Annotated in this window: 20 protein-coding genes and 1 tRNA gene; 3 read left to right on the top strand and 18 right to left on the bottom strand. The window is 64.8% G+C overall.

What is annotated here, in order from left to right; translation table 11 throughout:
* Positions 1-8: 8 nt before the first annotated feature.
* The 4 genes from NP552_RS21775 to NP552_RS21760 form a co-directional block, all read right to left on the bottom strand.
* The gene (locus tag NP552_RS21775) at positions 9-2,465 is read right to left on the bottom strand and encodes a TonB-dependent siderophore receptor (protein WP_274097151.1); all 2,457 of its coding nucleotides are present in this window, start codon (positions 2,463-2,465) and stop codon (positions 9-11) included.
* A 91-nt stretch (positions 2,466-2,556) separates the two neighbouring features.
* Positions 2,557-3,513 (bottom strand): FecR domain-containing protein, encoded by a 957-nt coding sequence (locus NP552_RS21770; protein ID WP_104572253.1) that lies wholly within the window; start codon positions 3,511-3,513, stop codon positions 2,557-2,559.
* A complete protein-coding gene (locus NP552_RS21765; RefSeq protein ID WP_043864315.1) occupies positions 3,500-4,015 on the bottom strand; it encodes a sigma-70 family RNA polymerase sigma factor in 516 nt (171 codons plus the stop codon). Before NP552_RS21765 ends, NP552_RS21770 begins: the two co-directional genes overlap by 14 nt.
* Positions 4,016-4,125: 110 nt before the next feature.
* Complete coding sequence (locus NP552_RS21760) at positions 4,126-5,124, bottom strand: LacI family DNA-binding transcriptional regulator (RefSeq protein ID WP_229589130.1); 999 nt, start codon at positions 5,122-5,124, stop codon at positions 4,126-4,128.
* Positions 5,125-5,371: 247 nt separating this feature from the next.
* Here NP552_RS21760 and NP552_RS21755 point away from each other — a divergent pair, with 247 nt between their 5' ends.
* Both NP552_RS21755 and NP552_RS21750 read left to right on the top strand, forming a co-directional pair.
* Positions 5,372-6,703: an MFS transporter gene (locus NP552_RS21755; protein WP_043864317.1), complete on the top strand. Its 1,332-nt coding sequence runs from the start codon at positions 5,372-5,374 to the stop codon at positions 6,701-6,703.
* Between the two features lie 13 nt (positions 6,704-6,716).
* Entirely contained in the window at positions 6,717-8,072 is a 1,356-nt protein-coding gene (locus NP552_RS21750; protein ID WP_274097150.1) for an amidase, read from the top strand.
* 7 nt (positions 8,073-8,079) lie between these two features.
* On the opposite strand, the gene NP552_RS21745 is transcribed toward NP552_RS21750, so the two are convergent.
* The 5 genes from NP552_RS21745 to NP552_RS21725 form a co-directional block, all read right to left on the bottom strand.
* Positions 8,080-10,470 carry a TonB-dependent siderophore receptor gene (locus NP552_RS21745; RefSeq protein WP_043864319.1) on the bottom strand — a complete coding sequence of 797 codons (2,391 nt, stop codon included), beginning with the start codon at positions 10,468-10,470 and terminating at the stop codon, positions 8,080-8,082.
* A gap of 85 nt (positions 10,471-10,555) precedes the next feature.
* Complete coding sequence (locus tag NP552_RS21740) at positions 10,556-11,524, bottom strand: FecR domain-containing protein (protein WP_229589133.1); 969 nt, start codon at positions 11,522-11,524, stop codon at positions 10,556-10,558.
* Positions 11,521-12,051 carry a sigma-70 family RNA polymerase sigma factor gene (locus tag NP552_RS21735; protein ID WP_043864320.1) on the bottom strand — a complete coding sequence of 177 codons (531 nt, stop codon included), beginning with the start codon at positions 12,049-12,051 and terminating at the stop codon, positions 11,521-11,523. The genes NP552_RS21740 and NP552_RS21735 overlap by 4 nt, the downstream gene beginning before the upstream one ends.
* A 102-nt stretch (positions 12,052-12,153) precedes the next feature.
* Complete coding sequence (locus tag NP552_RS21730) at positions 12,154-13,320, bottom strand: trans-sulfuration enzyme family protein (RefSeq protein WP_274097149.1); 1,167 nt, start codon at positions 13,318-13,320, stop codon at positions 12,154-12,156.
* Complete coding sequence (locus tag NP552_RS21725) at positions 13,317-14,693, bottom strand: cystathionine beta-synthase (RefSeq protein WP_274097148.1); 1,377 nt, start codon at positions 14,691-14,693, stop codon at positions 13,317-13,319. The genes NP552_RS21730 and NP552_RS21725 overlap by 4 nt, the downstream gene beginning before the upstream one ends.
* 208 nt (positions 14,694-14,901) lie before the next feature.
* Here NP552_RS21725 and metE point away from each other — a divergent pair, with 208 nt between their 5' ends.
* Positions 14,902-17,190, top strand: coding sequence for a 5-methyltetrahydropteroyltriglutamate--homocysteine S-methyltransferase (metE, locus tag NP552_RS21720; RefSeq protein ID WP_274097147.1), 2,289 nt, complete (start codon positions 14,902-14,904; stop codon positions 17,188-17,190).
* Positions 17,191-17,289: 99 nt separating this feature from the next.
* Here the strand turns inward: metE and NP552_RS21715 are convergent, their stop codons facing one another.
* The 9 genes from NP552_RS21715 to NP552_RS21675 all read right to left on the bottom strand — a co-directional run bounded on the left by NP552_RS21715 (position 17,290) and on the right by NP552_RS21675 (position 26,489).
* The gene (locus NP552_RS21715) at positions 17,290-19,494 is read right to left on the bottom strand and encodes an OsmC domain/YcaO domain-containing protein (RefSeq protein ID WP_274097146.1); all 2,205 of its coding nucleotides are present in this window, start codon (positions 19,492-19,494) and stop codon (positions 17,290-17,292) included.
* Between the two features lie 179 nt (positions 19,495-19,673).
* Positions 19,674-20,774, bottom strand: coding sequence for a redox-regulated ATPase YchF (gene ychF / locus NP552_RS21710; RefSeq protein ID WP_274097145.1), 1,101 nt, complete (start codon positions 20,772-20,774; stop codon positions 19,674-19,676).
* Between the two features lie 21 nt (positions 20,775-20,795).
* Complete coding sequence (pth, locus tag NP552_RS21705; RefSeq protein WP_043864326.1) at positions 20,796-21,380, bottom strand: aminoacyl-tRNA hydrolase; 585 nt, start codon at positions 21,378-21,380, stop codon at positions 20,796-20,798.
* Positions 21,381-21,455: 75 nt separating this feature from the next.
* Positions 21,456-22,052: a 50S ribosomal protein L25/general stress protein Ctc gene (locus tag NP552_RS21700; RefSeq protein ID WP_043864327.1), complete on the bottom strand. Its 597-nt coding sequence runs from the start codon at positions 22,050-22,052 to the stop codon at positions 21,456-21,458.
* Positions 22,053-22,190: 138 nt separating this feature from the next.
* On the bottom strand, positions 22,191-23,132 hold the full coding sequence (locus NP552_RS21695; RefSeq protein WP_010225730.1) for a ribose-phosphate pyrophosphokinase: 942 nt from the start codon (positions 23,130-23,132) through the stop codon (positions 22,191-22,193).
* Between the two features lie 47 nt (positions 23,133-23,179).
* Positions 23,180-23,254, bottom strand: a tRNA-Gln gene (locus NP552_RS21690).
* A 34-nt stretch (positions 23,255-23,288) separates the two neighbouring features.
* The gene (ispE, locus tag NP552_RS21685; protein WP_043864328.1) at positions 23,289-24,137 is read right to left on the bottom strand and encodes a 4-(cytidine 5'-diphospho)-2-C-methyl-D-erythritol kinase; all 849 of its coding nucleotides are present in this window, start codon (positions 24,135-24,137) and stop codon (positions 23,289-23,291) included.
* Positions 24,137-24,754 (bottom strand): lipoprotein insertase outer membrane protein LolB, encoded by a 618-nt coding sequence (gene lolB, locus NP552_RS21680; protein ID WP_043864329.1) that lies wholly within the window; start codon positions 24,752-24,754, stop codon positions 24,137-24,139. Before lolB ends, ispE begins: the two co-directional genes overlap by 1 nt.
* 4 nt (positions 24,755-24,758) lie before the next feature.
* Complete coding sequence (locus NP552_RS21675) at positions 24,759-26,489, bottom strand: tetratricopeptide repeat protein (RefSeq protein WP_054916245.1); 1,731 nt, start codon at positions 26,487-26,489, stop codon at positions 24,759-24,761.
* Between the last annotated feature and the right edge of the window lie 68 nt (positions 26,490-26,557).

Raw genomic sequence — 26,557 nt, 5'->3', positions numbered from 1 at the left:
GGCCGGCCTCAGAAGCTTGCGCGCAGGGTCAGCGAGACGTTGCGCGGGTCGCCGTAGTAGTACCCCGTGGCCGTGGCGCCCACCTTCTTGTAGTAGTGCTTGTCGAACAGGTTGTTGGCGTTGAGCTGCAGCGAATAGTGCTGGTTGAAGCGGTAGCCCAGCAGCGCGCTGTACACCGCATAGCCGCTTTGCGAGGCCACGGCATTGCCGTTGCGCGAGTAGATGTCGCTTTGCGCACTGACCCCGCCACCCACGGTCCAGGCGTCGTATGCCCCCGGCAGGCGGTAGCTGGTGAACAGCTTCAACTGGCGCTTGGGGTCGGTGGGGCGCAGCACGTTGCCGGTGTTGCTGAGGGTGTCCTTGAGGTACTCGGTGGTGGTGTAGGTGTAGCCGCCCGACACCTGCCAGCCGGGCAGCACTTCGCCGGTCACTTCCAGTTCGAACCCTTCGCTGCGGTTCTTGCCGGCGGCCACCTTGCAGTGGCCGCTGGTGTAGTTGGGCAGGCACGGGTCGGGGCTGCCCAGGTCATCCAGGGCGTTGCCCACCTGGTAGATGCGGAACACCGCCAGCGAGGTGTTGAGCCTGCCATCGTAGAACTCGCCCTTTATGCCCAGCTCGTAGGCTTCGCCAGTGACCGGGTCGAGCACCGCGTTGGACGCATCGGTGGCGCTTTGCGGGTTGAAGATCTCGGTGTAGCTGCCGTACAGGCTCAGGTTGCTGTTCAGGTCGTAGATCAGCGCCGCATACGGCACGATCTCGCGGTCGACGCTGTACTTGCCTGAGGTCTTGAGGTTGTTTTCCTGCTTGTAGTCGTACCAGTTGATGCGCGCGCCGATCACCGCGGTCAGCGGGTCGGCCAGCGAGATGCGCCAGGTGGCGTGCGCCGCCTGCTGGGTGGTGCGGGTCATCACCGGCTTTGCGCTGATGTTGATCGACGGCTCGGGCAGGCTGGTCTTGGGGTCCCATTCGCGAATGTCGAACACCCCGGAGGCCGTGAAGTTGGTGGCCGAGGCAGTGGAGTCGTTGCGGATGCGCTCCACGCCCACCATCAGTTCGTGCTCGCGGCCCAGCAGCTGGAAGGGGCCGTTGAGGGTGGCGCTGAGGTTGGTCTGCTCGCTTTCGCCGCCGTCGCCCTCGGTCACCTGGTAGTTCATCAGGTAGGGGTTGGTGGTGCTGGCGCGGGTGAAGTAGGTCTGCTTGAAGCCGTGGTCGTCGAGGCGAAACTGCGTGCGGGTGCCCGATACCTTGAGCGTCCAGTCGTTGTCGAACACATGCTCGAGCTCGGCGAAGGTCTGCAGGTTGCTGCGGTTCCAGCGGTTCCAGTCGGCGCCCAGGTAAGTGCTGCGCGAGAGCTTCAGCGGCGAGCCATCGAAGTTGGCCGGCAGGCCGCCCCACGAGCCGGTGGCCTCCAGCTCGGTGTATTCGATGCCACCGGTGAGTGTGGTGCGTTCGCCCAGGTCGGCGGCCAGCACGCCGTAGAACACGTTCTTGCGCTCCATGCGGCTGTCCTGGAACGAGTCCTTGTCATCGTGCACGGCGATCATGCGGCCGCGGATCGCGCCGTTGTCGGTCAGCGCGCCTGACAGGTCGGCCACGTAGCGCTGCGCATCCCAGGAGCCGGCGGTGACGCTGGCCGAGGCCTGGAAGTCCCGGGTAGGGCGCTTGCGCACCAGGTTGACGGTGCCCGAGGGGTTGCCCGCGCCGCGCAGCATGCCGGTGGCGCCGCGCAGGATCTCGGCGCGGTCGATGATCGCCGAGTCACTCTGGATGAACGAGCCGCCGCCACTGCCTTGCACCACGGTGGCGCCGTCATACTGGATGGCGTCGATCTGGTAGCCGCGCGAGTAGTAGGTGACGCGCTCGCTGTCGACGTAGTCGACCACCACACCCGGGGTCTGCTCCATCAGGGTGGTGAGGTTGGTGATGTTCTGGTCGTCCAGGCGCTGGCGGGTCAGCACCGACACCGATTGCGGCGTGTGGCGCAGGGTCTGGGGCATCTTGCCGATGGTCACCGCACCGGTGGTGTACGAGCCGCTGTGCTCGGTGGTTTCGCCCAGGCGGTCGCTGGAGATGCTGGTGGCGCCCAGCTCCAGGGCGTCGCCGATGTCCACCGCCGGCAGCAGCAGGAAGCTGTTGGCCGACTTCTGCTGCACCTGCACGCCGCTGCCCTGCAACAGCAGCGCCAGGGCCTGGGCGTTGTCGTGGCTGCCGGACACGCCGGCGGTGGTCTTGCCCTGCAGGCTGGCGGCGTCATACGACAGGTTCAGCCCACCCTGGCGGGCCATCTGCTCAAGTGCTGCGTCCAGGGGCCCTGCGGGAATGTTCCAGCGTTGCACCTGCTGGGTGGCCGCAGGTGCGGCAGCGCCCAGCAACGGCGCAGCGGCGGCGCTCAGGGCCAGGCCGAGCAAGGCGCCACGCACGGCGCGCTGAAGGGGATCGGGGCGGGCAACACTTGGGTGGATCATTCGGGGCTCCTGAGAAGAGACAGACGTTTCGCCTTTATCCCTACAGGCCGAAGCTGAATGAGAAACCACCTCATTTATTTTTCAAACAGATTCAAGCCGGGCTGACACTGACCCAGTAGCGGGTGCGGTAGTCGATGCGAATCGGCAGTGCTTCGGCCACCAGCGCCAGGATCTGGTCGGTGTCGGCCAGCTGATAGGTGCCGAACACCTTCAACCCGGCCACCGCCTCGGCGCAGCGCAGCACGCCGGGGCGGTAGCGCGACAGCTCGGCGATGAACTCGCCCAGGGGCATCCGCTGCACGCTGAGCACGCCTTCGCGCCAGCCCCACGGGTCGGCGTGAGTCACGGCCGGGCCGACCTGGCCGCTGGCGCTGAACAGCAGTTGCTCGCCGGGGCGGGCGATGCGCGGCGCGGTGCCGTTGCCGGGGTACAGCGTCACACTGCCCTGGCGCACCGCCAGCAGGGTGCCGTCGGTACGTTCGCGTACCAGCAATTGCGAGCCTTGCGTTTGCAGTACACCGTCACGGGTGGTCACGCGCAGTGGGCGTGGGTCGTTGCCGGTATCGATGGACACCTCGCCCTGGATCAGGCTCAGCGCGCGCAGGTCGGCCGCGAAGCGCAGGTCGATGGCGCTGGCGGTGTTGAGCTGGATCACGCTGCCGTCGTTGTTGTGGAAGGTGCGCCGCTCACCGGTGGCGGTGTGCTTGTCGGCCAGCAGGGTGGGCAGCCCGAGCGGCTCGCGACCGACCCAGCCCAGGGCGCCGGCGGCGCCGAGCAGGCCCAGCAGCTTGAGGCTGTCGCGCCGGCTGATGCTGCGTCGCTGCGTGCCCTCCAGGGTGCGCCGACTGAGCTCGCGGGGCAGGCTGCTGAACTCCTCGCTCATGGCCTGGACCTGGGCCCAGGCCAGGGCGTTGTGCGGGTGCTGGTCGAGCCAGCGACCAAAGGCCTGTTCGGCCTGTACGGTGGGCGTGTTGTAGCGCAGTTGCACCAGCCATTCGATGGCCTGGTCGACGTGGGCCTGGCCCGGTGCTGGCTCAGCCCCGGGCATGGCGCAACCGATAGCAGACGCCCATGGCCTTGGCCAGGTCGCGCTCCACCGTGGCGCGGGACACACCCAGCTGTTCGGCGATTTTCGGGCAGCTCATGTCGTCCAGTTGCGCGTGCAGAAACACCTGGCGCACCCGTGGCTTGAGCTGCATCAGCAGGCGGTCGAGGCGTTGCAGGGTATCGAGGATCATCCAGCGCTGTTCTTCGCTGGGCGCGTGCGCGGCGGGCAGGTGGGCCAGGCTTTCGAGGTAGGCCTGTTCCAGGGCGCGGCGACGAAACTGGTCGATCATCAGGCCGCGGGCGATGCTGCTCAGGTAGGCACGCGGCTGCTTGAGCGGGTGCGCGTGGCGAGCCTTGAGCAGGCGCACGAAGGTGTCCTGGGCCAGGTCGGCGGCGTGGGCGTGACAGCCAACGCGGCGCTGCAGCCAGGTGTTGAGCCAGGAGTGGTGGGTACGGTAGAGCAGGTCGACCTCGGACGGAGGGAGCGTGTCGCTGGTGGGCATCGTCGGTCGGGGCCTGCGCGCAAGAAGTGATTGTGAATCGTTCGCATTCTATGCGGGGAGCAGGGCGCGATGCAATTGGTGGGCGTGCGGGCCTCTTTGCCAGCCGTTCTTCAGCCAGCCACCCGCAATCCCGAGCTCGCCCGCACCTGCAACTGCGGCGCCAGAATGATCGACTCCACCGCTTCACCCTTGATGCGCTTGAGCAGCAACTCCACTGCATGCCGACCCATCTCGGCCAGCGGCAGGCGCACGCTGGTCAGCGGCACGATCAGTTCGTTGGCCAATGGTGTGTCGTTGAAACCCACCACGGCGATGTCCTTGCCCGGCTCCAGGCCCTTGTCCCGCGCGGCGCCCATCAGGCCGATGGCCAGAAAGTCGTTCACCGCGAAAAACGCCTGGGGGCGCGGGTTCAACCCCAGCAGGTACTCGCCCTGCTTGTGCCCGGTGAGGCTGTCGAACGGGCCATTGAGCGTCCACTCCGGGCGCAGGGTAATGCCCTGTTCGCGGTAGTACCGGGTAAAGCCGCGGGTGCGGTCGGCACCGGTGGAGGCGTGCCGCTCGCCCGCCAGGATCGCCACGTCGCGACAGCCCAGGCGGTACAGGTGCTCGGCCGCCAGCCAGCCGCCCAACTCGTCATCGCTGCCCGCCGTGAGGTGCCCGGCAATCTGCCGGCTGACCAGCACGTAGGGGATGTGCTTGCGCCCCAGCAGCTCCAGCAGTGGCTGCTGCTCGCCCACATGCGAGTCGCCCACGATCAACCCCGCCACCGAGCGGCGCAGGGCATGCTCGGCCCGCGCCAGCTGGCGGGGTTGCTGATCGTCGGTATTGGACACGAAGGTCAGGTAGCCAGCCTGTTCGGCGGCGGCGTCGATGCTGTCGTAGATGGTCGCCATCACCAGGTCGGTAAGGCGCGGCATGAGCACGCAGATCTCCTGGCTTTTGCGCAACTTCAGGTTGGATGCCTGCGTGTTCGGCCGATAATCCAGCTCTTTCGCCAACGCGCGAATGCGCGCCACCACCTCGGCCGATGCCGCGCGCTCGACCCCGGCAGGGTCGCCATTGAGCACCCGCGACACGGTGGAAACGTGCACCCCGAGGGCGGTTGCCATGGACTTCAAGGTGGCAGGGCGTGATGGAGTGGGCATGTTCGAGGGGCTTCCAACCGTGGCTGATTTCGGGGCGCGATTCTAACCCAATCGACGGCTTGTCTCGGCAAACAACCTTTACCCAAACGATTGACTAAATGTTTTTGTGTGAATACATTCGCTCAACCCAAACGTTTGGGCAACACAATAAAAATACGCCGGACGCGGCCGCATTTTTGACTTCTGCCATCACTTGAAGAGTCAGATCCCTATGAACAACCCACCCGTTCCGCGCTTTCGCTACCAGATTTTCTTCCTGATCATGCTGATGGCGCTGCTCAACTACATCGATCGTGGTGCCATTTCGTATGCCTCGGCCAGCATTCTCCCCGAGTACGGTTTCGACAAGGCCGACTGGGGCAACGTGCTGGGCTATTTCGGCTACGGCTACATCGTCGGTGCGTTGATCGGCGGCATCCTGGCCGACCGTTTCGGCGCCAAGCGCGTATGGCTGATCGCCGGCGGCACCTGGTCGATCTTCGAGATCGCCACCGCCTTTGCCGGCGACATGGGCCTGGCCTTCATGGGCGGTTCGGCCATGGCCGGCTTTGCCACCATCCGCGTGCTGTTCGGCTTTGCCGAAGGCCCGGCGTACTCGGTGATCAACAAGAGCGTGGCCAACTGGGCCACGCCCAAGGAGCGCGGCTTCGTGGTCTCGGTGGGCCTGCTCAGCACACCGCTGGGCGCCTTGCTCACCGCCCCGGTGGCGGTCGGCCTGCAGACCCTGACCGGCGACTGGCGCAGCATGTTCGTGGTACTGGGCGTGGTCAGCCTGGCGCTGCTGATTTTCTTCATGACCCGCTTCACCAACACCCCGGATGAAAACCCGCGGGTGTCCGAGGCCGAGCGCGAGTTCCTGCGCCAGGAGCGCGCCGCTGCCGCCAACGCCAGCACCCCGACCACCAGCGTCGCGCCGATCTGGCACTTCTTCAAGAACAAAGACCTGCTGCTCAATGCGGTGGGCTACTTCTCGTTCGTGTACGTCACCTTCCTGCTGCTGACCTGGACCCCCAAGTACCTGCAGGACGAGTTCCACTACAACCTGTCGTCGCTGTGGTACATGGGCATGATCCCGTGGACCGGCGCCTGCTTCACCGTGCTGCTGGGCGGCAAGATCTCCGACCTGCTGCTGCGTCGCACCGGCAACCTGAAGGTGGCGCGCAGCTGGCTGGCCGCAACCTGCCTGCTGCTGACCACGCTGTGCTTCATGCTGGTGTCGCAGGCCCAGACCGTATGGGGCGTGATCGCCCTGATGACCCTGGCCAACGCCCTCAACGCGCTGCCCAACTCGGTCTACTGGGCGGTGGTGATCGACACCGCGCCATCCAACCGCGTCGGTGCCTACAGCGGCATGACCCACTTCATCGCCAACACCGCCTCGTTCATCGCGCCGATGCTCACCGGCTACCTGACCGTGCGCTATGGCTACTCGTCGATGTTCGTGGCCGCCGCCGTGGCCACGGCCCTGGGCATGAGCGCGATGCTGATGGTGCGCCCCGGCAGCCGGCAGGTTGTCCCTTCCCCTACACCTGCAACGGTTTGATGGAGTTGCCTGTATGAACCTGGCCAAGCCAACCCACACTGGATACTTTTTTGGCCTGTCGGTCGGCGACCTGGCGCGGCGCCTGCGCGCCGGCAGCCTGACGAGTGTCGAGCTGACCCAGGCCGCGCTCGACAGCATCGAGCGCCTGAACCCGGCACTGAATGCCTTTGTCGCCGTGGATGCCGAGGTGTCGCTGGCGCAGGCGCGCAAGGCCGACGAACTGTTTGCCCAGGGCCTGGACCTGGGCCCGCTGCACGGCATACCGGTAGCGATCAAAGACAACATCGACACCTTCGACCACGTGACCACCTATGGTTCGGCGCACTTCGAAGGCTTTCGCCCCACGCAGGACGCCCTGTGCGTGCAGCGCCTGCGCGAGGGCGGCGCGGTAATCGTGGGCAAGACCCTGACCCACGAGTTCGCCTATGGCCCCACCGGCGACCGCTCGCTGCAGGGCGCGGCGCGCAACCCGTGGGATGCGCGCTGCATCACCGGCGGTTCGAGCGCCGGCAGTGCAGCGGCGGTGGCCAGCGGCATGGTGCCGCTGGCGCTGGGCACCGACACCGGCGGCTCGATCCGCATCCCGGCGGCGTTGTGCGGCGCGGTCGGCTTCAAGCCGTCGTTCGCTGCCGTGCCGCTGGACGGGGTGTTCCCGCTGTCGTCGAGCCTCGACCACGTGGGCCCGATTGCCAACCATGTGGACGATGCCCGGGTAGTGTTCGAAGTGATCGCCGCGCGTACCTGCGCGCCGGCCACGCTGCGTCGCCCGCTGCGTGTAGGCTGGATCGAGCCGGGCACTTTCGGGCCATTGGACGCCGACGTTCAGGGGCAGGTGTACCAGGCTGCGCAGCAGCTGTTTGGCGATGCACTGGAGCAGACCGGCGAGCTGGAGCCGTTGGTGGCGCAGCTCAAGGACACCTTGCTCACCCTGCAGCGCGCCGAGGCCTACGACGTGCATGCCGAGCGCATGCAGACGGCGCCGCAGCTGTTCGAGCAGGAGGTGCGCGAACGCCTTGAGCTGTCACGCGAGGTCAGGGGCTGGCAGTACATTCGCGCCCAGGCCGGCCAGGCTCGGCTCAAGGCGGCGATGGCGCGGCTGTTCGAGCGTTATGACTTCCTGGTCTCGGCCAGCGTGCCGATCACCGCGACGCCGGTGGATGCACGCGAGGTACAGGTGGGTGAGCAACGTATCGACGTGCGTGCTGCAGTGCTCAGTTACACCAGTACCTGGAACCTCACCGGCCTGCCGGCCATCAGCCTGCCGGCAGGGCAGGTGCGGGGCATGCCGGTGGGGCTGCAGGTGATCGGTGCGGCGGGTGCCGACGATCAGCTGCTGCAGTTGCTGGCGCAGCGCTACGTTCGCACTTGATGCAGCCTCAGAACGTCCACTTGGCATTCACCATGGCATTGCGCGGTTCGCCGTAGGAGCCTGAGTTGAAGGTGCCCAGGCCGTCGTAGTAATGGGTGTCGAACAGGTTGTTGAGGTTCAGGCCGACCGTGAGGTGTTCATCCACCGCATAGTTGGCCAGCAACCCGACCACCCCGTAGTCACCCTGGTGTGCCTTGGTGCCGTAGGTGCCGTTGACCGCGTAGATGTCGCTCTGCCAGACCAGGTTGCCGCCCACGGTCAGGCGGTTCAGCTGCCCCGGCAGGCGGTAGGTGGTGCCGAGCTTGAACAGGTTCATCGGCTGGTTGGTTTCGACCCGATTGCCGTCCTTGTCGTGGGATTCACGGTAGGTATAGCCGCCGATGATGTTCCAGCCCGGCAGCACTTCGCCGGACACTTCGGTTTCGATGCCGCGCGTGGTGGTACCGGCAATGGCCCGGTAGATTTCGCGCCCTTGGGGGGACTCGCCAACGTACTGCGGGGTGTTCTTCTGCTGCACTTCGAACAGCGCCAGGCTCGCATTCAGCGCACCGTCGTAGAACTCGCCCTTGATGCCCAGTTCGTAGTTGTCGCCTTGCAGTGGCTCCAGCGAGGTGTTGCTGGCAGTCTTGTAGTAGGTCTGCGGCTGGAAGATGTTGGTGTAGCTGGCGTACACCGAGAAGGTGTCGTTCAGGTCCAGCACCACACCGGCATACGGGGTGACCACGCCGGATTTTCTGGTACGGTCGCGGCTGGTGCTGGCGCCGGTCAGTTCGTCGCTGCTGTCGTCTTTCTGATCCCACCAACTGACCCGGGTGCCGAGGATGATCGACAGCGGGTCATAGGGTTTGAGGCGCAGGGCCGTGTAGGTGCCCGACTGGCTCAGGCGGGTCAGGCTTTCTTCGGTCTTGGACAGGTGCGGCTTGCCGCCCGGGTTGCCATCCCACTGGTTGATATCGTCGACCGCCGGGTTGGCACGTTGATAGGTCGGGTAGTTGAGGTGGGTGTAGGCGATGTTGGCACCCACCACCAGTTCATGCTCGCGCCCACCCAGCTCGAACGGGCCGCTGGCGTACAGGTCGGCGTTGTCCTGGGTCTGGTAGCTGTCCAGGCGGTTGATGTACATCGACACGCCGGCGCCGGTCTGCGGGTCGGGCGCCCCGGCACTGGCCGAACCGGTCACGCCGCGGCGGTAGGCGTACTGGTGGCTGTAGGACGCCTTGAGGCTCCAGTCGTTGGCGAGTTTCTGCTCCAGCACGCTGGTGAAGTTGTACTGGGTGTTGTCCAGGTAGCTCCAGCGGGCTCCGGGGTTGAACGAGCGGGAAAAGTTCGTCGCGCTGCCATTGTTGTTGAACAGCGGAATGTGCCCGAAGCTGACCCCGTCGGAGTTGTTGTTCTGGTAGTCCAGGCTCACGCGCAGCAGGGTGCTTTCGCTCAGGTCGAAATCCAGTGCGCCGTAGATCACGCGCTTGTCGGTCTTGTACCAGTCGACGAACGAGTTGGCGGTTTCATAGGCGCTGACCAGGCGGCCGCGCACCGCACCCGAGTCGGTCAGCGGGCCGGCGACGTCGAATTCGCCCCGGTAGCGGTCCCAGGCCCCGGCTTCTCCCGAGACGTAGCCCTGGAAGTCCGCCGTGGGCCGCTTGCGCACCAGGTTCAGGGTGGCCGAGGGCGAGCCCGCACCGCTGAGCAGGCCGGTGGCACCGCGCACCACTTCGACACGGTCGTAGATCGCCATGTCCGACAGGGTGCTGGTGAATTGCTGCGACTCGTTGGCCACCTGGGTCGGGATGCCGTCGTACTGTATGTTCTGGATCTGGAAACCGCGCGAGTAGAAGGTATAGCGGTCGCTGTCGCGGTGGTTGCTCGACAGGCCGGGGGTGAACTTGACCACATCGTCGAGCGAGGCAAGCTTGTGGTCGTCCAGTACCTGGCGCGGGATCACGGTGACCGACTGCGGGGTTTGGCGCAATGACAGGCCGAGCTTGGTGGCGGTGCGGGTCTGGCCGGTGGTGTAGGCGCCGGTGTTCTCGGTGGTCTCGCCCAGGCCTGCGCCGTTGATGCTGGTGGCGCCCAGTTCCACGGCGTTGCCGGTGGGGGCGGTGATCAGCTGGTAGCGGTTTTCGCCAGTGCGCACCACGCTCAGGCCCGTGCCGGCAAGCATGCCGTGCAGGGCCTGCTCAGGGGTACTTGCACCGGTCACGGGCCGGCTCTGTTTGCCGGCGGTCAGGGCGGCGTCGCTGGCCAGGTAGATACCGGCCTGGCTTGCCAGCTGGTTCAACTGGCTGGCCAGGGGGCCGGCGGGGATGTCCAGTGGCGCGGCGGTGGCGGCGCCGCTGGCGAGTGCAATGAGCAGGGCCAGGGGGCGTTTCAACAGGGCAGGGGCAGAGGCGAGTGGCATGCAGAATCCTTCGGGCGCGCAGGGGTGAAAGGGTGTTCTCCTCTAATTCGAATGAGCCGCAAAAACCGGAAGCACCTGACGCTTTTTATTTTTCGGCAGGCTCCAGGGTCACCCACCAGTCGAAGCGTCGCGACACTCGCACCGGCAAGGCGCTTTCGAGCATGGCAAGCACCTGGTCGGTATCGTTGAGCGGGTAGGTGCCCATGACCCTTAACGATGCGATCAGCGGGTTCACCGCCAGGTGCCCGCGCCGATGGTCGGCCAGCTCTGCAATGAAATCCCCCAGTGGCATGTCCTGCGCCACCAGCAGGCCTTGGCTCCAGGCCTGTCGTTGGGCGCAGGCCGGCGTGGTGGCGGCCATGGTGCTGGCATCGAAGCCCAGGCCCTGCCCCGCATTGGCCACCCGCTGTATTGCGCTGGCGGCACAGGTGGCGCGTACCGCGCCGTCGTACACGTTGAGCAGGGTGCGGGCGCCCTGCTGGCGCACACTGAAGCGCGTACCCAGGGGCACCAGGCTGCCGGCCCGGGTCTGCACCTGGAAGGGCCGCGCCTCAGCGGCGGTCTCGATCAGCACTTCACCGCTGTACAGGGTCAGCAGCCGGCGCTGCCCGTCCAGTTGTACATCCAGGGCGGTGGCGCTGTTGAGCCACAGGAGGGTGCCGTCGGCCAGCACCTGGCGACGTACCTCGCCCACTGCGGTGGTGGTGCCGGCAGTGAGCGCTTGCAGGTCGTCCACCCAGTGGCGTTGCCAGCCCAGCCAGCCCAGCGTCGCCCCACCGCTGAGCACGCACAGGCTGCTTAGCACCTGGCGGCGGGAGCGTTGCATGCGCCGCAGGCTGGCGAGCGTCTGATGCGCCGCCCCGGCTTGCGGTTGCAGGCTGTCGAAGCGCTGGCTGATGCGCTCCACGTAGGTCCAGGCGATACGGTGCTGTTCCTGTTGTTCCAGCCACTGTTGCCACTGGCCCCGCAAGGCCGCATCGGCTGGCGCGGCGCGCAGGCGTGCGAACCAGTCGGCGGCCTGCTCCAGGGTGGCAGAGTCCAGGGCCGCGCTCACAGCAAGGCCCCGTCCAGTTCCACTTCCAGCAGCAGGCATTGGAGCATGGCCTGGGCCATGTACTTGGTGACCGTGCGTTCGCTTACACCCAGCTGCGTGGCGATCTGGCGATAGTTCAGGCCCTGCAGTTGCGCCAGGCAAAAGGCTTCGGCCACAGGTGCCGGCAAGCGTTCGAGCATGGCCTGCAATTGGCCCAGGGTTTCCAGGATCAACGCCTGGTGCTCTTCGGAGGGGGCGATGCGTTGCGGCTGGTTGGCCAGCGTCTGCTGCCATGCACGCTCGACCTGCTTGCGGCGCTGGAAATCCACATACAGGTGTTTGGACACCGTACTCAGGTAGGCCCGCGCATGCCCGTCGCTACTGAACTCGCGCGGTTGCGCGAGCAGGCGCAGGAATACGTCGTGGGCCAGCTCTGCGGCATCGTGCACGTTGCCCAGACGCCGCGCCAGCCACTGCTGGATCCAGCCGTGATTGTCGCTGTAGAGGCTGGCCACGTTGGTACGGTAGCCGCAAGGAGGGGAGGTCATCGTGTGGCGCCCGTACCGAATGAGAATAGTTATCAAGTATATTCAGCCGGCGGGCATTGGGCAATCAGCACAAGCAAGGGGCTGGCTTGCGCTGATGGGGGGTCAGATACGTGCGAGTGCCTGGGCCAGGTCTGCGCGCAGGTCATCGAGGTCTTCCACGCCTACCGACAGGCGCACCAGGGCGTCGCCAATGCCCAGTTGCGCGCGCGTCTGCTCGGGGATGGTGGCATGGGTCATGATCGCCGGGTGCTCGATCAGGCTTTCCACACCGCCCAGGCTTTCGGCCAGGGCAAAGATCTGTACCTGCTCCAGGAAGCGTCGGGCACCGGCCAGGTCGGTAGCCAGGTCGAGCGAGATCATCCCGCCAAAACCGTGCATCTGCTGGCGCGCCAGGGCGTGCTGCGGGTGCGAGGGCAAGCCGGGGTAGTACACACGCGCCACCTGCGGTTGCTGTTCGAGCCACTGCGCCAGTGCCAGGGCATTGCTGCAGTGGCGCTCCATGCGCAGGGCCAGGGTCTTGACCCCGCGCAAGGTGAGGAAGGCATCGAACGGGCCGGCGATGGCGCCCACCGCGTTCTGTATGAAGCCCAGGCGCTCGGCCAGCTCGGCGTTGTCACCCACCACGGCAATGCCGCCGATCACGTCCGAATGCCCGTTGAGGTACTTGGTGCTCGAGTGCACCACGATGTCGAAACCCAGTTCCAGCGGGCGCTGGATCCATGGGCTGGCAAAGGTGTTGTCGGCCACGCAGATGATGCCGCGTGCACGGCAGAGGCGTGCGATGGCCGCCAGGTCGCTCAGGCGCAGCAGCGGGTTGCTCGGGGTTTCGATGCACACCATGCGCGTGTCGTCCTGCAACGCTGCCTCGAACGCGGCAAGGTCGGACAGGTCGACGAAGCTGAAGCGGTGCCCGGCGCTGCGCCGACGTACCCGTTCGAACAGGCGGAAGGTGCCGCCGTACAGGTCATTGCCCGAAACGATGTGGGAGCCGGCATCCAGCAGTTCGAGCACCGCCGAGATCGCCGCCAGCCCGGAGGCGAAGGCGAACGCCTGGGTGCCGCCCTCCAGATCGGCCACGCAGCGCTCCAGTGCCCAGCGCGTGGGGTTGTGCGAGCGCCCGTAGTCCAGGCCCTTGTGCACGCCGGGGCTCTGCTGGATGTAGGTGGAGTTGGCATAGATCGGCGGCATCAGCGCGCCGGTGGACGGGTCGGGCGATTGCCCTGCATGGATCACGCGGGTGGCGAAGGCGGTCTTGTCGTGCTGGGTCATGGGAGTGCTCTGCGCAAGTGGTTAAGCATATCGACACGGGTGATCAGGCCGTGAAAGCCCGAGGCGTCGGCAATGATCGCCACCAGGCCACGGTCCAGTTCGGCCTGCAGCGCCGCCAGGCTGGCAGACGGCGGCAGGGTTTCCAGCTGGTCGGTCATGGCGCTGGCCACGCTCAGGGAGAAGTGCGACGGGTCTTCATGCATGCCCAGCAGGATGTCGGATTCATCGATCACGCCCACCAGGCGCTGGCCGTCGACCAGCACCGGCAATTGCGACACGTCGGCCAGGCGCATGCGCTGGAAGGCAGTGAGCAGGGTGTCGTCGGGGCGCACGCTGATCACCCGGCCATCCTCGAAGCGCCGCGCGATGAGGTCGCGCAGGTCGCCGTAGCGGGTGCGCTGCAGCAGGCCCTGGTCGGTCATCCACTGGTCGTTGTAGACCTTGGACAGGTAGCGCGTGCCGGTGTCGCACACAAAGCTGACCACCCGCTTGGGTTCGGTCTGCTCGCGGCAGTAGCGCAGCGCGGCGGCCAGCAGGGTGCCGGTGGAGGAGCCGCCCGGAATGCCTTCGGCGCGCAGCAGCTGACGCGCATGCTCGAAGCTTTCTTCGTCGCTGATCGAGTAGGCCTGGCGCACGCTGGAGAGGTCGGCGATCGAGGGCACGAAGTCCTCGCCGATGCCTTTTACCGCCCACGCCCCAGGCGTGATCAGGGTGCCGCTGCGGCTGTACTCGGCCATCACCGAGCCCACCGGGTCGGCCAGCACCATGGCCAGGCCCGGCTGCACGCGCTTGAAGAAACGGGTCAGCCCGGTAAGGGTGCCGGCCGAGCCCACGCCGACCACGATGGCGTCCACATCGTGCTGGGTCTGCGCCCAGATTTCCGGGGCGGTGCTGGTCTCGTGGGCCAGCGGGTTGGCGGGGTTGTTGAACTGGTCGGCGAAGAACGCATCGGGGATGTCCGCCGCCAGCCGTGCGGCCACGTCCTGGTAATAGTCGGGGTGGCCCTTGCCGACGTCGGAGCGGGTGATGTGCACCTCGGCGCCCATGGCCTTGAGGTGCAGCACCTTCTCGGTGGACATCTTGTCGGGCACCACCAGCACCACCCGGTAGCCCTTGGCCCGCCCGACCAGCGCCAGGCCCAGGCCGGTGTTGCCGGCGGTGGCCTCGACGATGGTGCCGCCGGGGCGCAGGCGCCCGTCGCGCTCGGCGGCATCGATCATGGCCAGGCCGATGCGGTCCTTGATCGAGCCGCCGGGGTTCTGTGATTCGAGTTTGAGGAACAGTGTGCAGGGGCCGGTATCGAAGCGGCTCACCTGCACCATCGGGGTGTTGCCGATCAGGGCAAGTACGGCGGGGTTCGAGGCGTTGGGCATGACGTCATCTCGCTTCGGGGTCGTTTGACCTTAGGCGCAGATCAGGGGCCTCGCAACCCTGGCCGGCCAGCCGGTTGCGCCTCCAGGCGCAGCGCTGTCGATGTCTTTACATGAGCAGAACTTGATTTGATGTGAAATCAAATGAGTTTGTCTCATTCTGCGGCCCTGACGACAATGGCTGCCATCACCCCCTAAGGAGAGCATTGTCATGGCATTGGCCCACTCACTCGGATTCCCCCGTATCGGTCGCGACCGCGAACTGAAAAAGGCGCAGGAAGCGTTCTGGAAAGGCGAGCTCGACGAGGCGGGCCTGCGTGCTGTGGGCAGCGAACTGCGCAAGGCCCACTGGGCCCTGCAGCGCCAGGCCGGCATCCAGTTGCTGCCGGTGGGCGATTTTGCCTGGTACGACCAGGTACTGACCCATTCGCTGATGTTCGGCGTGGTGCCCGAGCGCTTTCGCCCGCAGCACGGCAAGGCCACCCTGCAGACCCTGTTCGGCATGGCGCGTGGCGTCAGCGACAGCTGTTGTGGCGGTGCGCATGCCCAGGAGATGACCAAGTGGTTCGACACCAACTACCACTACCTGGTGCCTGAATTCAGCGCCGACCAGCAGTTCGGCCTGGGCTGGGAACAATTGTTCGAGGAAGTGGCCGAGGCCAGGGCCCTGGGCCACGACGTCAAGCCGGTGGTGATTGGCCCGCTGACCTACCTGTGGCTGGGCAAGACCAAGGGCGGCGACTTCGACAAGCTCGAGCTGCTCGAGCGCCTGTTGCCGCTGTACGGCGAGATTTTCCAGCGCCTGGCTGCACAGGGTGTGGAGTGGGTGCAGATCGACGAGCCGATCCTGGCGCTGGACCTGCCGCAGGCGTGGAAGAACGCCTTCGAGCGTGCCTACAACCTGATCCAGCGCGACCCGCTGAAAAAGCTGGTTGCCACCTACTTCGGTGGCCTGGAGGAGAACCTGGGGCTGGCGGCCAACCTGCCGGTCGACGGATTGCACATCGACCTGGTGCGCGCCCCCGAGCAGTACCCGACCATTCTCGACCGCCTGCCGGCCTACAAGGTGCTGTCGCTGGGTGTGGTCAACGGCCGCAACGTGTGGCGCTGCGACCTGGACAAGGCCCTGGCCGTGCTGCAGCACGCCCATGAACGCCTGGGCGAGCGCCTGTGGGTGGCGCCGTCGTGCTCGCTGCTGCACAGCCCGGTAGACCTGGGCCGTGAAGACACGCTCGATGCCGAGCTCAAGAGCTGGCTGGCCTTTGCCGTGCAGAAGTGCGAGGAAGTCGCGATCCTGGCCCATGCCCTCGACCAGCCCGAGGCGGCCCCGGTGGTGCAGGCCCTGGCCCGCAGCCGTGCAGTGCAGGCCAGCCGCGCTGCCTCCACGCGCATCCACAAGCCGGCGGTGCAGGCCCGTGTGGCAGCCATCAGCGAGAAGGACAGCCAGCGCCACTCGCCCTTTGCCACGCGAATCGCCCGCCAGCGTGCCCGCCTGAACCTGCCGCTGTTGCCGACCACCACTATCGGTTCGTTCCCGCAGACCGGTTCCATTCGCCTGGCACGCCAGTCGTTCAGGCAGGGCAAGCTGAGCGAGGGCCAATACGTGGAGGCGATGCACAGCGAGATTCGCCACGCCGTGCAGGTGCAGGAGCGCCTGGGCCTGGACGTGCTGGTGCACGGTGAAGCCGAGCGCAACGACATGGTCGAGTACTTTGCCGAGCAGCTCGATGGGTACGTGTTCACCCGCTTCGGCTGGGTGCAGAGCTACGGTTCGCGCTGTGTGAAACCGGCGGTGATCTTCGGCGACCTGAGTCGACCGCATGCCATGACGGTGGAGTGGATCCGCTACGCACAGGGCCTGACCGACAAGGTGATGAAGGGCATGCTGACAGGGCCGGTGACCCTGCTGATGTGGTCGTTCCCGCGTGAAGATGTGTCGCGCGAGGTGCAGGCGCGGCAACTGGCGCTGGCCATCCGCGATGAAGTGGTGGACCTGGAGGCGGCCGGCATCAAGATCGTGCAGATCGACGAGGCGGCGTTTCGCGAGGGCCTGCCGCTGCGCCGGGCGCAGTGGCAGCAGTACCTGGACTGGGCTACCGAAGTGTTTCGCCTGTGCGCCTCGGGCGTGCGCGACGAAACCCAGATCCACACCCACATGTGCTACAGCGAGTTCAACGATGTGATCGAATCGATTGCCGCCATGGATGCCGACGTGATCACGCTCGAAACCTCGCGTTCGGACATGGAACTGCTGGAGGCATTCGAAGCCTTCCACTACCCGAACGAGATCGGCCCGGGGGTTTACGACATCCACTCGCCCCGGGTGCCGGAGGCTTCGGAAATGGCCGAGCTGCTGCGCAAGGCTGCCCGGCGCATTCCGGTCGAGCGCCTGTGGGTCAACCCGGACTGCGGCCTGAAGACCCGCGGCTGGCCGGAAACCGAGGCGGCGCTGGCGAACATGGTGAGTGCTGCCCGCTTGTTGCGCAACGAACTGGGGTGATCGCTTGAGGCTTGTTGGCCGCCACCGCGACCTGTTGGCGAACGAACAAGCCTGGCAACGCCGATCCTGCAGGCCATGGCCTGCAGGATCGGCGTTGTATCAGCGTGTGCCCGCTACCGCACGGGCACGTGCCGCGTGCAGCTTCTTGTAGCTGTCGATCAGGCGCAGGTGACGGTCCAGACCTTCGAGCTTCATGCTGGTGGGGGTCAGGCCGTAGAAACGCACGCTGCCATCCACCGAGCCCAGTACGGCATCCATGCGCTCGTCCCCGAACATGCGCCGGAAGTTGACGGCGTAGTCTTCAAGCGCCATCTCGTCGTCCAGCACCACTTCCAGCACCACGTTCAACGCCTGGTAGAACAACCCGCGCTCGACGGTGTTGTCGTTGTACTGCAGGAAGGTCTCCACCAGATCCTTGGCCTCCTCGAAACGCTCCAGCGCCAGGTGAATCAGCAGCTTGAGCTCCAGGATGGTCAACTGACCCCACACCGTGTTGTCGTCGAACTCGATGCCGATCAGCGTGGTGATGTCGGTGTAGTCGTCCAGTTCGCTGTCTTCTAGGCGCTCGACCAGCGCTTGCAGGGCGTCATCGTCCAGGCGGTGCAGGTTGAGGATGTCGGCACGGAACAGCAGCGCCTTGTTGGTGTTGTCCCACACCAGGTCGTCGACCGGGTAGATCTCCGAGTAGCCTGGTACCAGGATGCGGCAGGCGGTGGCACCCAGGTGCTCGTACACCGCCATGTACACTTCCTTGCCCATGCCTTCGAGGATGCCGAACAGGGTGGCAGCTTCTTCGGCGTTGGAGTTTTCACCCTGGCCGGAGAAGTCCCACTCGACGAACTCGAAGTCGGCCCTGGCACTGAAGAAGCGCCACGACACCACGCCGCTGGAGTCGATGAAGTGCTCGACGAAGTTGTTCGGCTCGGTCACCGCCTGGCTTTCGAAGGTCGGCTGCGGCAGGTCATTCAGACCCTCGAAGCTGCGCCCTTGCAGCAGCTCGGTGAGGCTGCGTTCCAGCGCCACTTCAAGGCTTGGGTGCGCGCCGAACGAGGCGAACACGCCGCCGGTGCGCGGGTTCATCAGGGTCACGCACATTACCGGGAACTCACCGCCCAGCGACGCATCCTTGACCAGCACCGGGAAGCCCTGGGCCTCCAGGCCCTGGATGCCGGCGAGGATGCCGGGGTACTTGGCGATGACGTCCTGCGGCACGTCGGGCAGGGCCAGCTCGCCTTCGAGGATCTCGCGCTTGACCGCGCGCTCGAAGATCTCCGACAGGCATTGCACCTGCGCCTCGGCCAGCGTGTTGCCGGCGCTCATGCCGTTGCTCAGGTACAGGTTTTCGATCAGGTTGGACGGGAAGTACACCACCTCGCCATCGGACTGGCGCACGAAGGGCAGGGCGCAGATGCCACGCTCGGTGTTGCCCGAGTTGGTGTCGTACAGGTGCGAGCCACGCAGTTCGCCGTCGGGGTTGTAGATTTCGCGGCAGTGGGCGTCGAGGATCTCGGCCGGCAGCGCGTCCTTGCGGCCCGGCTTGAACCAGCGCTCGTCGGGGTAGTGCACGAAGTCGGCGTTGGCGATGTCCTCGCCCCAGAACTGGTCGTTGTAGAAGAAGTTGCAGTTAAGGCGTTCGATGAACTCGCCCAGTGCCGAGGCCAGTGCGCCTTCCTTGGTTGCGCCCTTGCCGTTGGTGAAGCACATGGGCGAATGCGCATCGCGGATGTGCAGCGACCAGACGTTGGGCACGATGTTGCGCCACGAGGCGATCTCGATCTTCATCCCCAGCCTGGCGAGGATGCCCGACATGTTGGCGATGGTCTGTTCCAGCGGCAGGTCCTTGCCGGCGATCACGGTACGCGTCTGCGCCTGGGCGTCCAGCATCAGCAAGGCCTGGGCGTCGGCATCGAGGTTGTCGACTTCCTCGATCACGAACTCGGGACCGGTCTGCACCACCTTCTTCACGGTGCAGCGGTCGATGGAGCGCAGGATGCCCTGGCGGTCCTTGGCCGAGATGTCGGCCGGCAGCTCGACCTGGATCTTGAAGATCTGGTTGTAGCGGTTTTCCGGGTCGACGATGTTGTTCTGCGACAGGCGAATGTTGTCGGTGGGGATGTTGCGCGTTTCGCAGTACAGCTTGACGAAGTAGGCCGCGCACAGGGCCGAGGAGGCCAGGAAATAGTCGAACGGGCCGGGTGCCGAACCATCGCCCTTGTAGCGGATGGGTTGGTCGGCCACCACCGTGAAGTCATCGAACTTGGCTTCAAGTCGAAGGTTGTCGAGAAAATTGACCTTGATTTCCATGCGGGAATACCGTGCTGAAAGTGCGAAACGAATTGGCCGCCATTATCCGGCTTTTTGCCCGGAAGTCTTGGCATGTCACCCGAAGGCGTGACCGACACCGGTAAAAACAAAACCCCCTGAGGCGTAAACGCTCAAGGGGTTTGGTGTGCGTCGGGCGTCGTGGCGACCCGGCTCGGGGCTTAGACGTTGAAGCGGAAGTGCATCACGTCGCCATCCTTGACGATGTAGTCCTTGCCTTCCAGACGCCATTTGCCGGCTTCCTTCGCGCCGCTTTCACCGTTGTACTGGATGAAGTCGTCGTAGGCGACCACTTCGGCACGGATGAAGCCCTTTTCGAAGTCGGTGTGGATCACGCCGGCCGCCTGAGGCGCGGTGGCACCCACGCGAACGGTCCAGGCCCGCACTTCCTGCACGCCGGCCGTGAAGTAGGTCTGCAGGTTGAGCAGCGAGTAACCGGCACGGATCACGCGGTTCAGGCCTGGCTCTTCGAGGCCCAGGGCTTCGAGGAACATGTCCTTCTCTTCACCGTCTTCCAGCTCGGCGATCTCGGCTTCGATCTTGTTGCAGACCGGTACCACGATCGCGCCCTCTTCCTCGGCAATGGCCTTGACCACGTCCAGGTGCGGGTTGTCTTCGAAGCCGTCTTCGGCAACGTTGGCAATGTACATCACCGGCTTGCTGGTCAGCAGGTGGAAACCGCGTACCAGCGCCTTCTCGTCGTCGGCCATGGTCTTCATCAGGCTGCGCGCCGGCTTGCCTTCAGTGAAGTGCGCAATCAACTTCTCGAGGATGGCCTTTTGTGTCAGGGCATCCTTGTCGCCGCCCTTGGCGTTGCGCGCGACCTTCTGCAGTTGCTTCTCGCAGCTGTCCAGGTCGGCGAAGATCAGTTCCAGGTCGATGATCTCGATGTCGCGCTTGGGGTCGACGCTGTTGGAGACGTGAATCACGTTCTCGTCTTCGAAGCAGCGGACCACGTGGGCGATGGCATCGGTTTCACGGATGTTGGCCAGGAACTTGTTGCCAAGGCCTTCACCCTTGGACGCACCTGCCACCAGGCCGGCGATGTCGACGAACTCCATGGTGGTCGGCAGCACGCGGTTGGGCTTGACGATCGCAGCCAGGGCATCCAGACGTGGGTCGGGCATCGGCACGATGCCGCTGTTCGGCTCGATGGTGCAGAAGGGGAAGTTTTCTGCCGCGATGCCGGATTTGGTCAAGGCGTTGAACAGGGTGGACTTGCCGACGTTGGGCAGGCCGACGATGCCGCAATTGAAACCCATGGTGAATCCCTCTTCGTGGAGTCAGGCCTTTTGGCTGTGCAGCTCTCTCATCGCACGCGTCCAATCGCCGGCGAGGATGTCCGGCAGCACGCCGAGGGCAAAATCGATACTGGCATCGAGTTTTTCCTGCTCGGCGCGGGGCGCCTTGCCAAGGACAAAACCGGACACCTTGGTGCTGTCACCCGGGTGGCCGATGCCAAGCCGCAGACGGTGAAAGTCTTTGTTGTTGCCCAGCTGCGCGATGATGTCGCGCAGGCCGTTGTGCCCGCCATGGCCGCCGCCTTTCTTGAGCTTGGCGACGCCGGGGGGCAGGTCGAGTTCGTCGTGGGCCACCAGGATGGCATCTGGCGGGATGCGGAAGAAGTTCGCCAGTGCAGCAACGGCCTGGCCGCTGCGGTTCATGTAGGTGGTGGGGATCAGCAGACGAACGTCCTGGCCCTGATGGCTGAATTTAGCCGTCAGGCCGAAATACTTGCGGTCAGCGGTCAGGTTGACGCGCTGGGCGCTGGCAATGCGTTCCACGAAAAGAGCCCCTGCGTTATGCCGGGTCTGTTCGTATTCGGGGCCGGGGTTTCCCAGGCCGACGATCAGTTGGATGGCGGTCACGTCAGGGGCTCTTCCTTGGAGTTGTGGGTTGCAGCGCGGGGCTGCAACCCGGTCAACGCCGGCGTGTCGAGTGGATTACTCGGCAGCGCCTTCTGCTTCAGGCGCAACACGCGGAGCGTGAACGTTTGCAACAGCCTTGTCATCACCGTGGGCCAGAGCGACGAACTCTACGCCTTTCGGAGCTTTGAGGTCCGACAGGTGGATGATGGTGCCGATTTCGGCCTTGGCCAGGTCGACTTCGATGAACTCAGGCAGGTCTTTGGCTTCGCAGGAAACTTCGATCTCCGACACTACGTGGGAGATTTCGCCGCCTTTCTTGACCGGTGCTTCTTCGTTGACGAAGTGCACAGGAACGATAGCGGTCAGTTTCTGGCCAGCAACAACGCGCACGAAGTCGGCGTGCATGATGAACTGCTTGGCTGGGTGACGCTGCAGGGCCTTGACGATGACGTTCTGCTTGGTGCCGTCAACGTTCAGTTCGATCACGTGGCTGAAGGCAGCTTCGTTTTCGAACAGCTTGGCAATTTCCTTGGCCACGATGGTCAGGGATTGCGCTTCTTTATCGCCACCGTAGACAACGGCAGGGATTTGGGCGGCGAGACGACGCAGGCGGCGGCTCGCACCTTTCCCCAGGTCGGTACGCGCTTGGGCGTTCAGAGTGAAATCAGTCATGTTGTTTCTCCAAAATAGCCAGACCCCGGCGGCGTTTGCGACCAGCGCCAAACCGGGGAGGGCAAAAAAGCCCCGCCCCAACAACCAGTGCTGGGGCGGGGCGCTTTACGTCAACGTGATCTCGCGAGGGCCAGGCCCTCAGCGGAACATCGCGCTGATCGATTCTTCGTTGCTGATGCGGCGAACCGCTTCGGCCACGACCGGTGCGATATCCAGTTGACGGATACGGTCACAGGCTTGTGCTGCAGCGGACAGCGGGATGGTGTTGGTCACCACCAGTGCGTCCAGCACGGAGTTTTCGATATTCTCGATCGCACGACCCGACAGGACAGGGTGCGTGCAGTAGGCGTAAACCTTTGCCGCGCCGTGTTCTTTCAGGGCCTTGGCCGCGTGGCACAGGGTGCCGGCGGTGTCGACCATGTCGTCGACGAGAATACACGTACGTCCTTCGACGTCGCCGATGATGTGCATCACTTCGGAGTGATTGGCCTTCTCGCGGCGTTTGTCGATGATACCCAGATCGACGCCCAGGGACTTGGCAACAGCACGTGCACGCACGACGCCGCCGATGTCCGGGGACACGATCATGAGGTTCTCGAAACGCTGGTCTTCGATGTCATCCACCAGAACGGGGGAGCCGTAGATGTTATCTACCGGAATATCGAAGAAACCCTGGATCTGGTCAGCGTGCAGGTCGACGGTGAGAACACGGTCGATCCCGACGACGGTGAGCATGTCGGCAACCACTTTGGCGCTGATAGCTACACGCGCCGAACGCGGACGGCGATCCTGGCGGGCATATCCGAAGTAAGGAATCACGGCAGTGATTCGAGACGCTGAGGAGCGGCGGAAGGCATCGGCCATCACTACCAGTTCCATCAGGTTATCGTTGGTTGGCGCGCAAGTCGGCTGAATAATGAAAACGTCTTTACCACGAACATTTTCATTGATCTCAGTGCTGATTTCGCCGTCGGAGAACTTACCGACAGAGACGTCACCGAGAGGGATATGCAGCTGACGTACGACACGCCGAGCCAGATCGGGGTTAGCGTTCCCCGTAAAGACCATCATCTTGGACACGCGCAGTACCTGAAGGCTGAGGGTATACCTGGATGAGTATAGGAAAATGGCAGGGGCGGCTGGATTCGAACCAACGCATGGCAGGATCAAAACCTGCTGCCTTACCGCTTGGCGACGCCCCTGTATCTGTTGCTGCGAGTACCTGATACTCGATTCCTAGAGCAGACCTTGCAGCGTGCGATGCAACATTGAGATGTTGCTTCCTTTAGCCACAAACCCTGTTTGGGTCTCTGTAAGAAGGGCCAAAACTTTATCAGCTTCAGCTTTGCTTGGGAAGGCCCCAAACACACAACTTCCAGTTCCGGTTAGCCTAGCATCCGTGAATTTACCTAGTAAATTCAGTGAGTTACGTACTTCCGGGTAACTCTGCTCTACTACCGGTTGGCAGTCATTACGACTGTTTCCCTTGGGAACGGGGCGCATCTTAATGGGCGGTGAATTACGTGTCAACAACGGATGCGAAAAAATTTCTGCTGTACTTACAAATACTTGCGGTACCAGCACGACGTACCAGGGTTCCTCGGGGTCGACGGGGGTGAGCTTCTCGCCCACGCCTTCGGCAAACGCCGCGTGCCCGCGCACGAAAACCGGCACGTCGGCGCCCAGTGTCAGGCCCAGCTCGGCCAGCTGGTCTTCGCTGCAGCCAAGCTGCCAGAGGTGGTTGAGACCGAGCAGGGTGGTGGCGGCATCCGAACTGCCACCGCCGATGCCGCCGCCCATGGGCAGTACCTTTTTCAGGTAGATGTCCACACCCAGGGGGCAGCCGGTCAGTTGCTGCAGCTTGCGCGCGGCGCGCACGATCAGGTTGCTCTCGTGGGGCACATCCTTGAGGTCGCTGTGCAGGATGACCTGGCCGTCGTCGCGCAGGTCGAAACTCAGTTCGTCGGCATGGTCCAGAAACTGGAACAGCGTCTGCAGCTCGTGGTAGCCGTCGTCGCGGCGGCCGAGAATGTGCAGCATCAGGTTGAGCTTGGCCGGGGCCGGCAGGGTCAATCGGCTCATCATCAATGCCCCAGCTGGCGCGGTTGCCATTCCTTGACCACCACGGTCACGTCGAGGTCCTGACCGTGCAACTTGAGGCGCTCGGGCAGCCAGTAGCCGTTCTGTTCGGTGTAGCTCAGGTATTCGACGCTCCAGCCGTCCTGCTTGAGGCTGGCCAGGCGGCTGTCGCCGTCCAGGGTCAGCTGGCTCTTGCTGTCGGGGGCGGGCAGGCCGCGTACCCACCACACCAGGTGCGATACCGGCAGTTCCCAGCCCAGTTGCTCGGCCAGCAGGCTTTCCGGGCTTTGTGCCTCGAAACGGCCCTGGTTGGCCACTTCCAGCACCACCTGGCCCGGACGGCCGGTAAGCCGTGCGGCGCCGCGACCCAGCGGGCCGGACAGGCGAATGTCGTAGTAGTCCTGGCGTTGCAGCCAGAAGAGGGTGCCACTGCCGGAGTCTTTCGGTGCGCGGATGCCCACCTTGCCGTTGATCTGCCAGCCGTCGAGGGTGCTCAACTGCTGTTTGTGTTCACGCCACAGTTGCGCGTTGCCCTGGCCCTGCACGGCCTCGCGGGAGCCGAAGCTGGAACAGCCGGCAAGCACGGCGATCAGGCTGAAGGTGATGAAATGGCGCAGTAACATAAGCTTATAGAGTCTCGGATCCGGTCAGGCGCAAGACGGTCTTGCGCAGAATAGGGCTGTCGGGCTGGCCTTCGAAGGCCTTGGCCCAAACCTGGCGGGCTTCACGACGCTTGCCGTTGGCCCACAGCACTTCGCCCAGGTGCGCCGCGACCTCGTGGTCGGGGAAGCGCTCCAGGGCCTGGCGCAGCAGGCGCTCGGCCTCGTCCAGGTTGCCCATGCGGTAGTTGACCCAGCCCAGGCTGTCGAGCACGGCCGGGTCTTCGGGGTTGATCTGCAGGGCTTTCTCGATCAGGCCCTTGGCTTCGGCATAGCGGGTGGTACGGTCGGCCAGGGTGTAGCCCAGCGCATTGAGCGCCATGGCGTTTTCCGGTTCGCGTTGCAGGATGCTGCGCAGGTCCCTTTCCATCTGGGCCAGGTCGTCGCGCTTCTCGGCGAGCATGGCACGGCTGTACAGCAGGCTCAGGTCGTCCGGGTACTGCCGGATCGCTGCCTGCAACACCTGCATGGCCTGGGCGTCCTTGTCATTGTTGCCAAGGGTTTCGGCCTCGATCAGGTACAGCTGGATCGCGTAGTCCGGCTGCGCCTCGCGGGCTTCGGCAAGGCGCCGGCTGGCCTCGTCGGTGCGCCCGTTGGCAATCAGGATGTCGGCCTGGCGCAGTTGCGCGGGCAGGTAGTCGTTGCCAGGGCCGACCAGGGCGTACTCGGTCAGGGCTGCTTCGGAATCGTTGCGCTCTTCGAAGATGCGCCCCAGGTTCAGGTGCGCCGCATCCACGTGGCTGTCGCGCTCGATCAGTTCCTGCAGGTAGCTGGTGGCTTCGTCGAGCGCCTTGGCCTCGATGCTCACCAGCGCCAGCGAATAGCGCAGTTCGTCGTCTTCGGGGTATTGCTGCAGCAGGTTGGCGAACTCGACCTTGGCGTCGTCGATGCGGTCCTGCTCCACCAGGGTGCGCGCGTAGGTCAGGCGCAGGCGCTTGTCGTCGGGGTTGCGGGCGATGGCCTTGCGCAGCAGCGGCAGGGCTTCGGGGCCACGGTCGAGCGATTGCAGCAGGCGCGCACGCAACAGGATCGGGGCAATTTCACCGTCCGCCGGCGGGTGGGCTTCGAGCAGCGCCAGGGCGGCCTCGGACTTGCCGTCCTGCTGTAGCAGCAGGGCCTTGCCGAACACCAGCTGGCTGTTGTCGGGGTATTTGACCAGCAGGCGGTCGAAACTTTTCTGCAGGCCGTCGCGGGTGTCCTGGTCGGTTTCGGCCGCCGACAGCGCGAGAAAGTCGAAATGCGTGTCGCCCTGACCCTGCAGCACCTTCTCCATGAACACCATCGAATCGTCATAGCGTCCGCTGCGCGCCAGCTGGATGGCGGCGGCGCGTTGTGCGTCGAGGTTCTCGGGGTCGTTCCTGGCCCATATCAGTGCGGTATCGAGGGCGGCCTGATCGGCGCCCAGGTACTCGGCAATGCGAAATGCCCGCTCGGAAATGCCCGCGTCCTGGGTCTTGATCGCCTGGGTGACGTAGTTGTCCAGAGCGATATCGAAGCGGTTGCGCTGCCCGGCGAGCTCGGCGGTCAACAGGCTGTATACCGTGTCCTGGGTGAACGAGCCGTACACCGTGGGCTTCTTGGCCTCAGCGACCGTGGCCGCATCGTCGGCAGGCGCCGTGGCGTCCCGGGCGCCCGGGGTCAGCGTCTGGCAACCCTGGAGCAAGGCAAAGGCGAGGAATAACGCGGAAGATCTATTCATAGGGAGGATTTGGGCGGCTTACCTGCGGTCGGATCATCATGACACAAGGATCATGGCAAACCCATCGT

The sequence above is a fragment of the Pseudomonas sp. 8209 genome, assembly GCF_028682105.1.
Classification (GTDB): Bacteria; Pseudomonadota; Gammaproteobacteria; order Pseudomonadales; family Pseudomonadaceae; genus Aquipseudomonas; species Aquipseudomonas palmensis.
Note: the sequence above shows the minus strand (reverse complement) of the source record. Positions and strands in the feature narration are given on the sequence as shown.

Coding starts and splice junctions, on each gene's coding strand:
- NP552_RS21675 (WP_054916245.1), bottom strand. CDS start 26,489: ATGAATAGATCTTCCGCGTTATTCCTCGCCTTTGCCTTGCTCCAGGGT.
- lolB (WP_043864329.1), bottom strand. CDS start 24,754: ATGTTACTGCGCCATTTCATCACCTTCAGCCTGATCGCCGTGCTTGCC.
- NP552_RS21715 (WP_274097146.1), bottom strand. CDS start 19,494: ATGGAAATCAAGGTCAATTTTCTCGACAACCTTCGACTTGAAGCCAAG.
- metE (WP_274097147.1), top strand. CDS start 14,902: ATGGCATTGGCCCACTCACTCGGATTCCCCCGTATCGGTCGCGACCGC.
- NP552_RS21745 (WP_043864319.1), bottom strand. CDS start 10,470: ATGCCACTCGCCTCTGCCCCTGCCCTGTTGAAACGCCCCCTGGCCCTG.
- ispE (WP_043864328.1), bottom strand. CDS start 24,137: ATGATGAGCCGATTGACCCTGCCGGCCCCGGCCAAGCTCAACCTGATG.
- NP552_RS21750 (WP_274097150.1), top strand. CDS start 6,717: ATGAACCTGGCCAAGCCAACCCACACTGGATACTTTTTTGGCCTGTCG.
- NP552_RS21735 (WP_043864320.1), bottom strand. CDS start 12,051: ATGACCTCCCCTCCTTGCGGCTACCGTACCAACGTGGCCAGCCTCTAC.
- NP552_RS21730 (WP_274097149.1), bottom strand. CDS start 13,320: ATGACCCAGCACGACAAGACCGCCTTCGCCACCCGCGTGATCCATGCA.
- ychF (WP_274097145.1), bottom strand. CDS start 20,774: ATGGGTTTCAATTGCGGCATCGTCGGCCTGCCCAACGTCGGCAAGTCC.
- NP552_RS21700 (WP_043864327.1), bottom strand. CDS start 22,052: ATGACTGATTTCACTCTGAACGCCCAAGCGCGTACCGACCTGGGGAAA.
- NP552_RS21725 (WP_274097148.1), bottom strand. CDS start 14,693: ATGCCCAACGCCTCGAACCCCGCCGTACTTGCCCTGATCGGCAACACC.
- NP552_RS21775 (WP_274097151.1), bottom strand. CDS start 2,465: ATGATCCACCCAAGTGTTGCCCGCCCCGATCCCCTTCAGCGCGCCGTG.
- NP552_RS21755 (WP_043864317.1), top strand. CDS start 5,372: ATGAACAACCCACCCGTTCCGCGCTTTCGCTACCAGATTTTCTTCCTG.
- NP552_RS21760 (WP_229589130.1), bottom strand. CDS start 5,124: ATGGCAACCGCCCTCGGGGTGCACGTTTCCACCGTGTCGCGGGTGCTC.
- NP552_RS21765 (WP_043864315.1), bottom strand. CDS start 4,015: ATGCCCACCAGCGACACGCTCCCTCCGTCCGAGGTCGACCTGCTCTAC.
- NP552_RS21770 (WP_104572253.1), bottom strand. CDS start 3,513: ATGCCCGGGGCTGAGCCAGCACCGGGCCAGGCCCACGTCGACCAGGCC.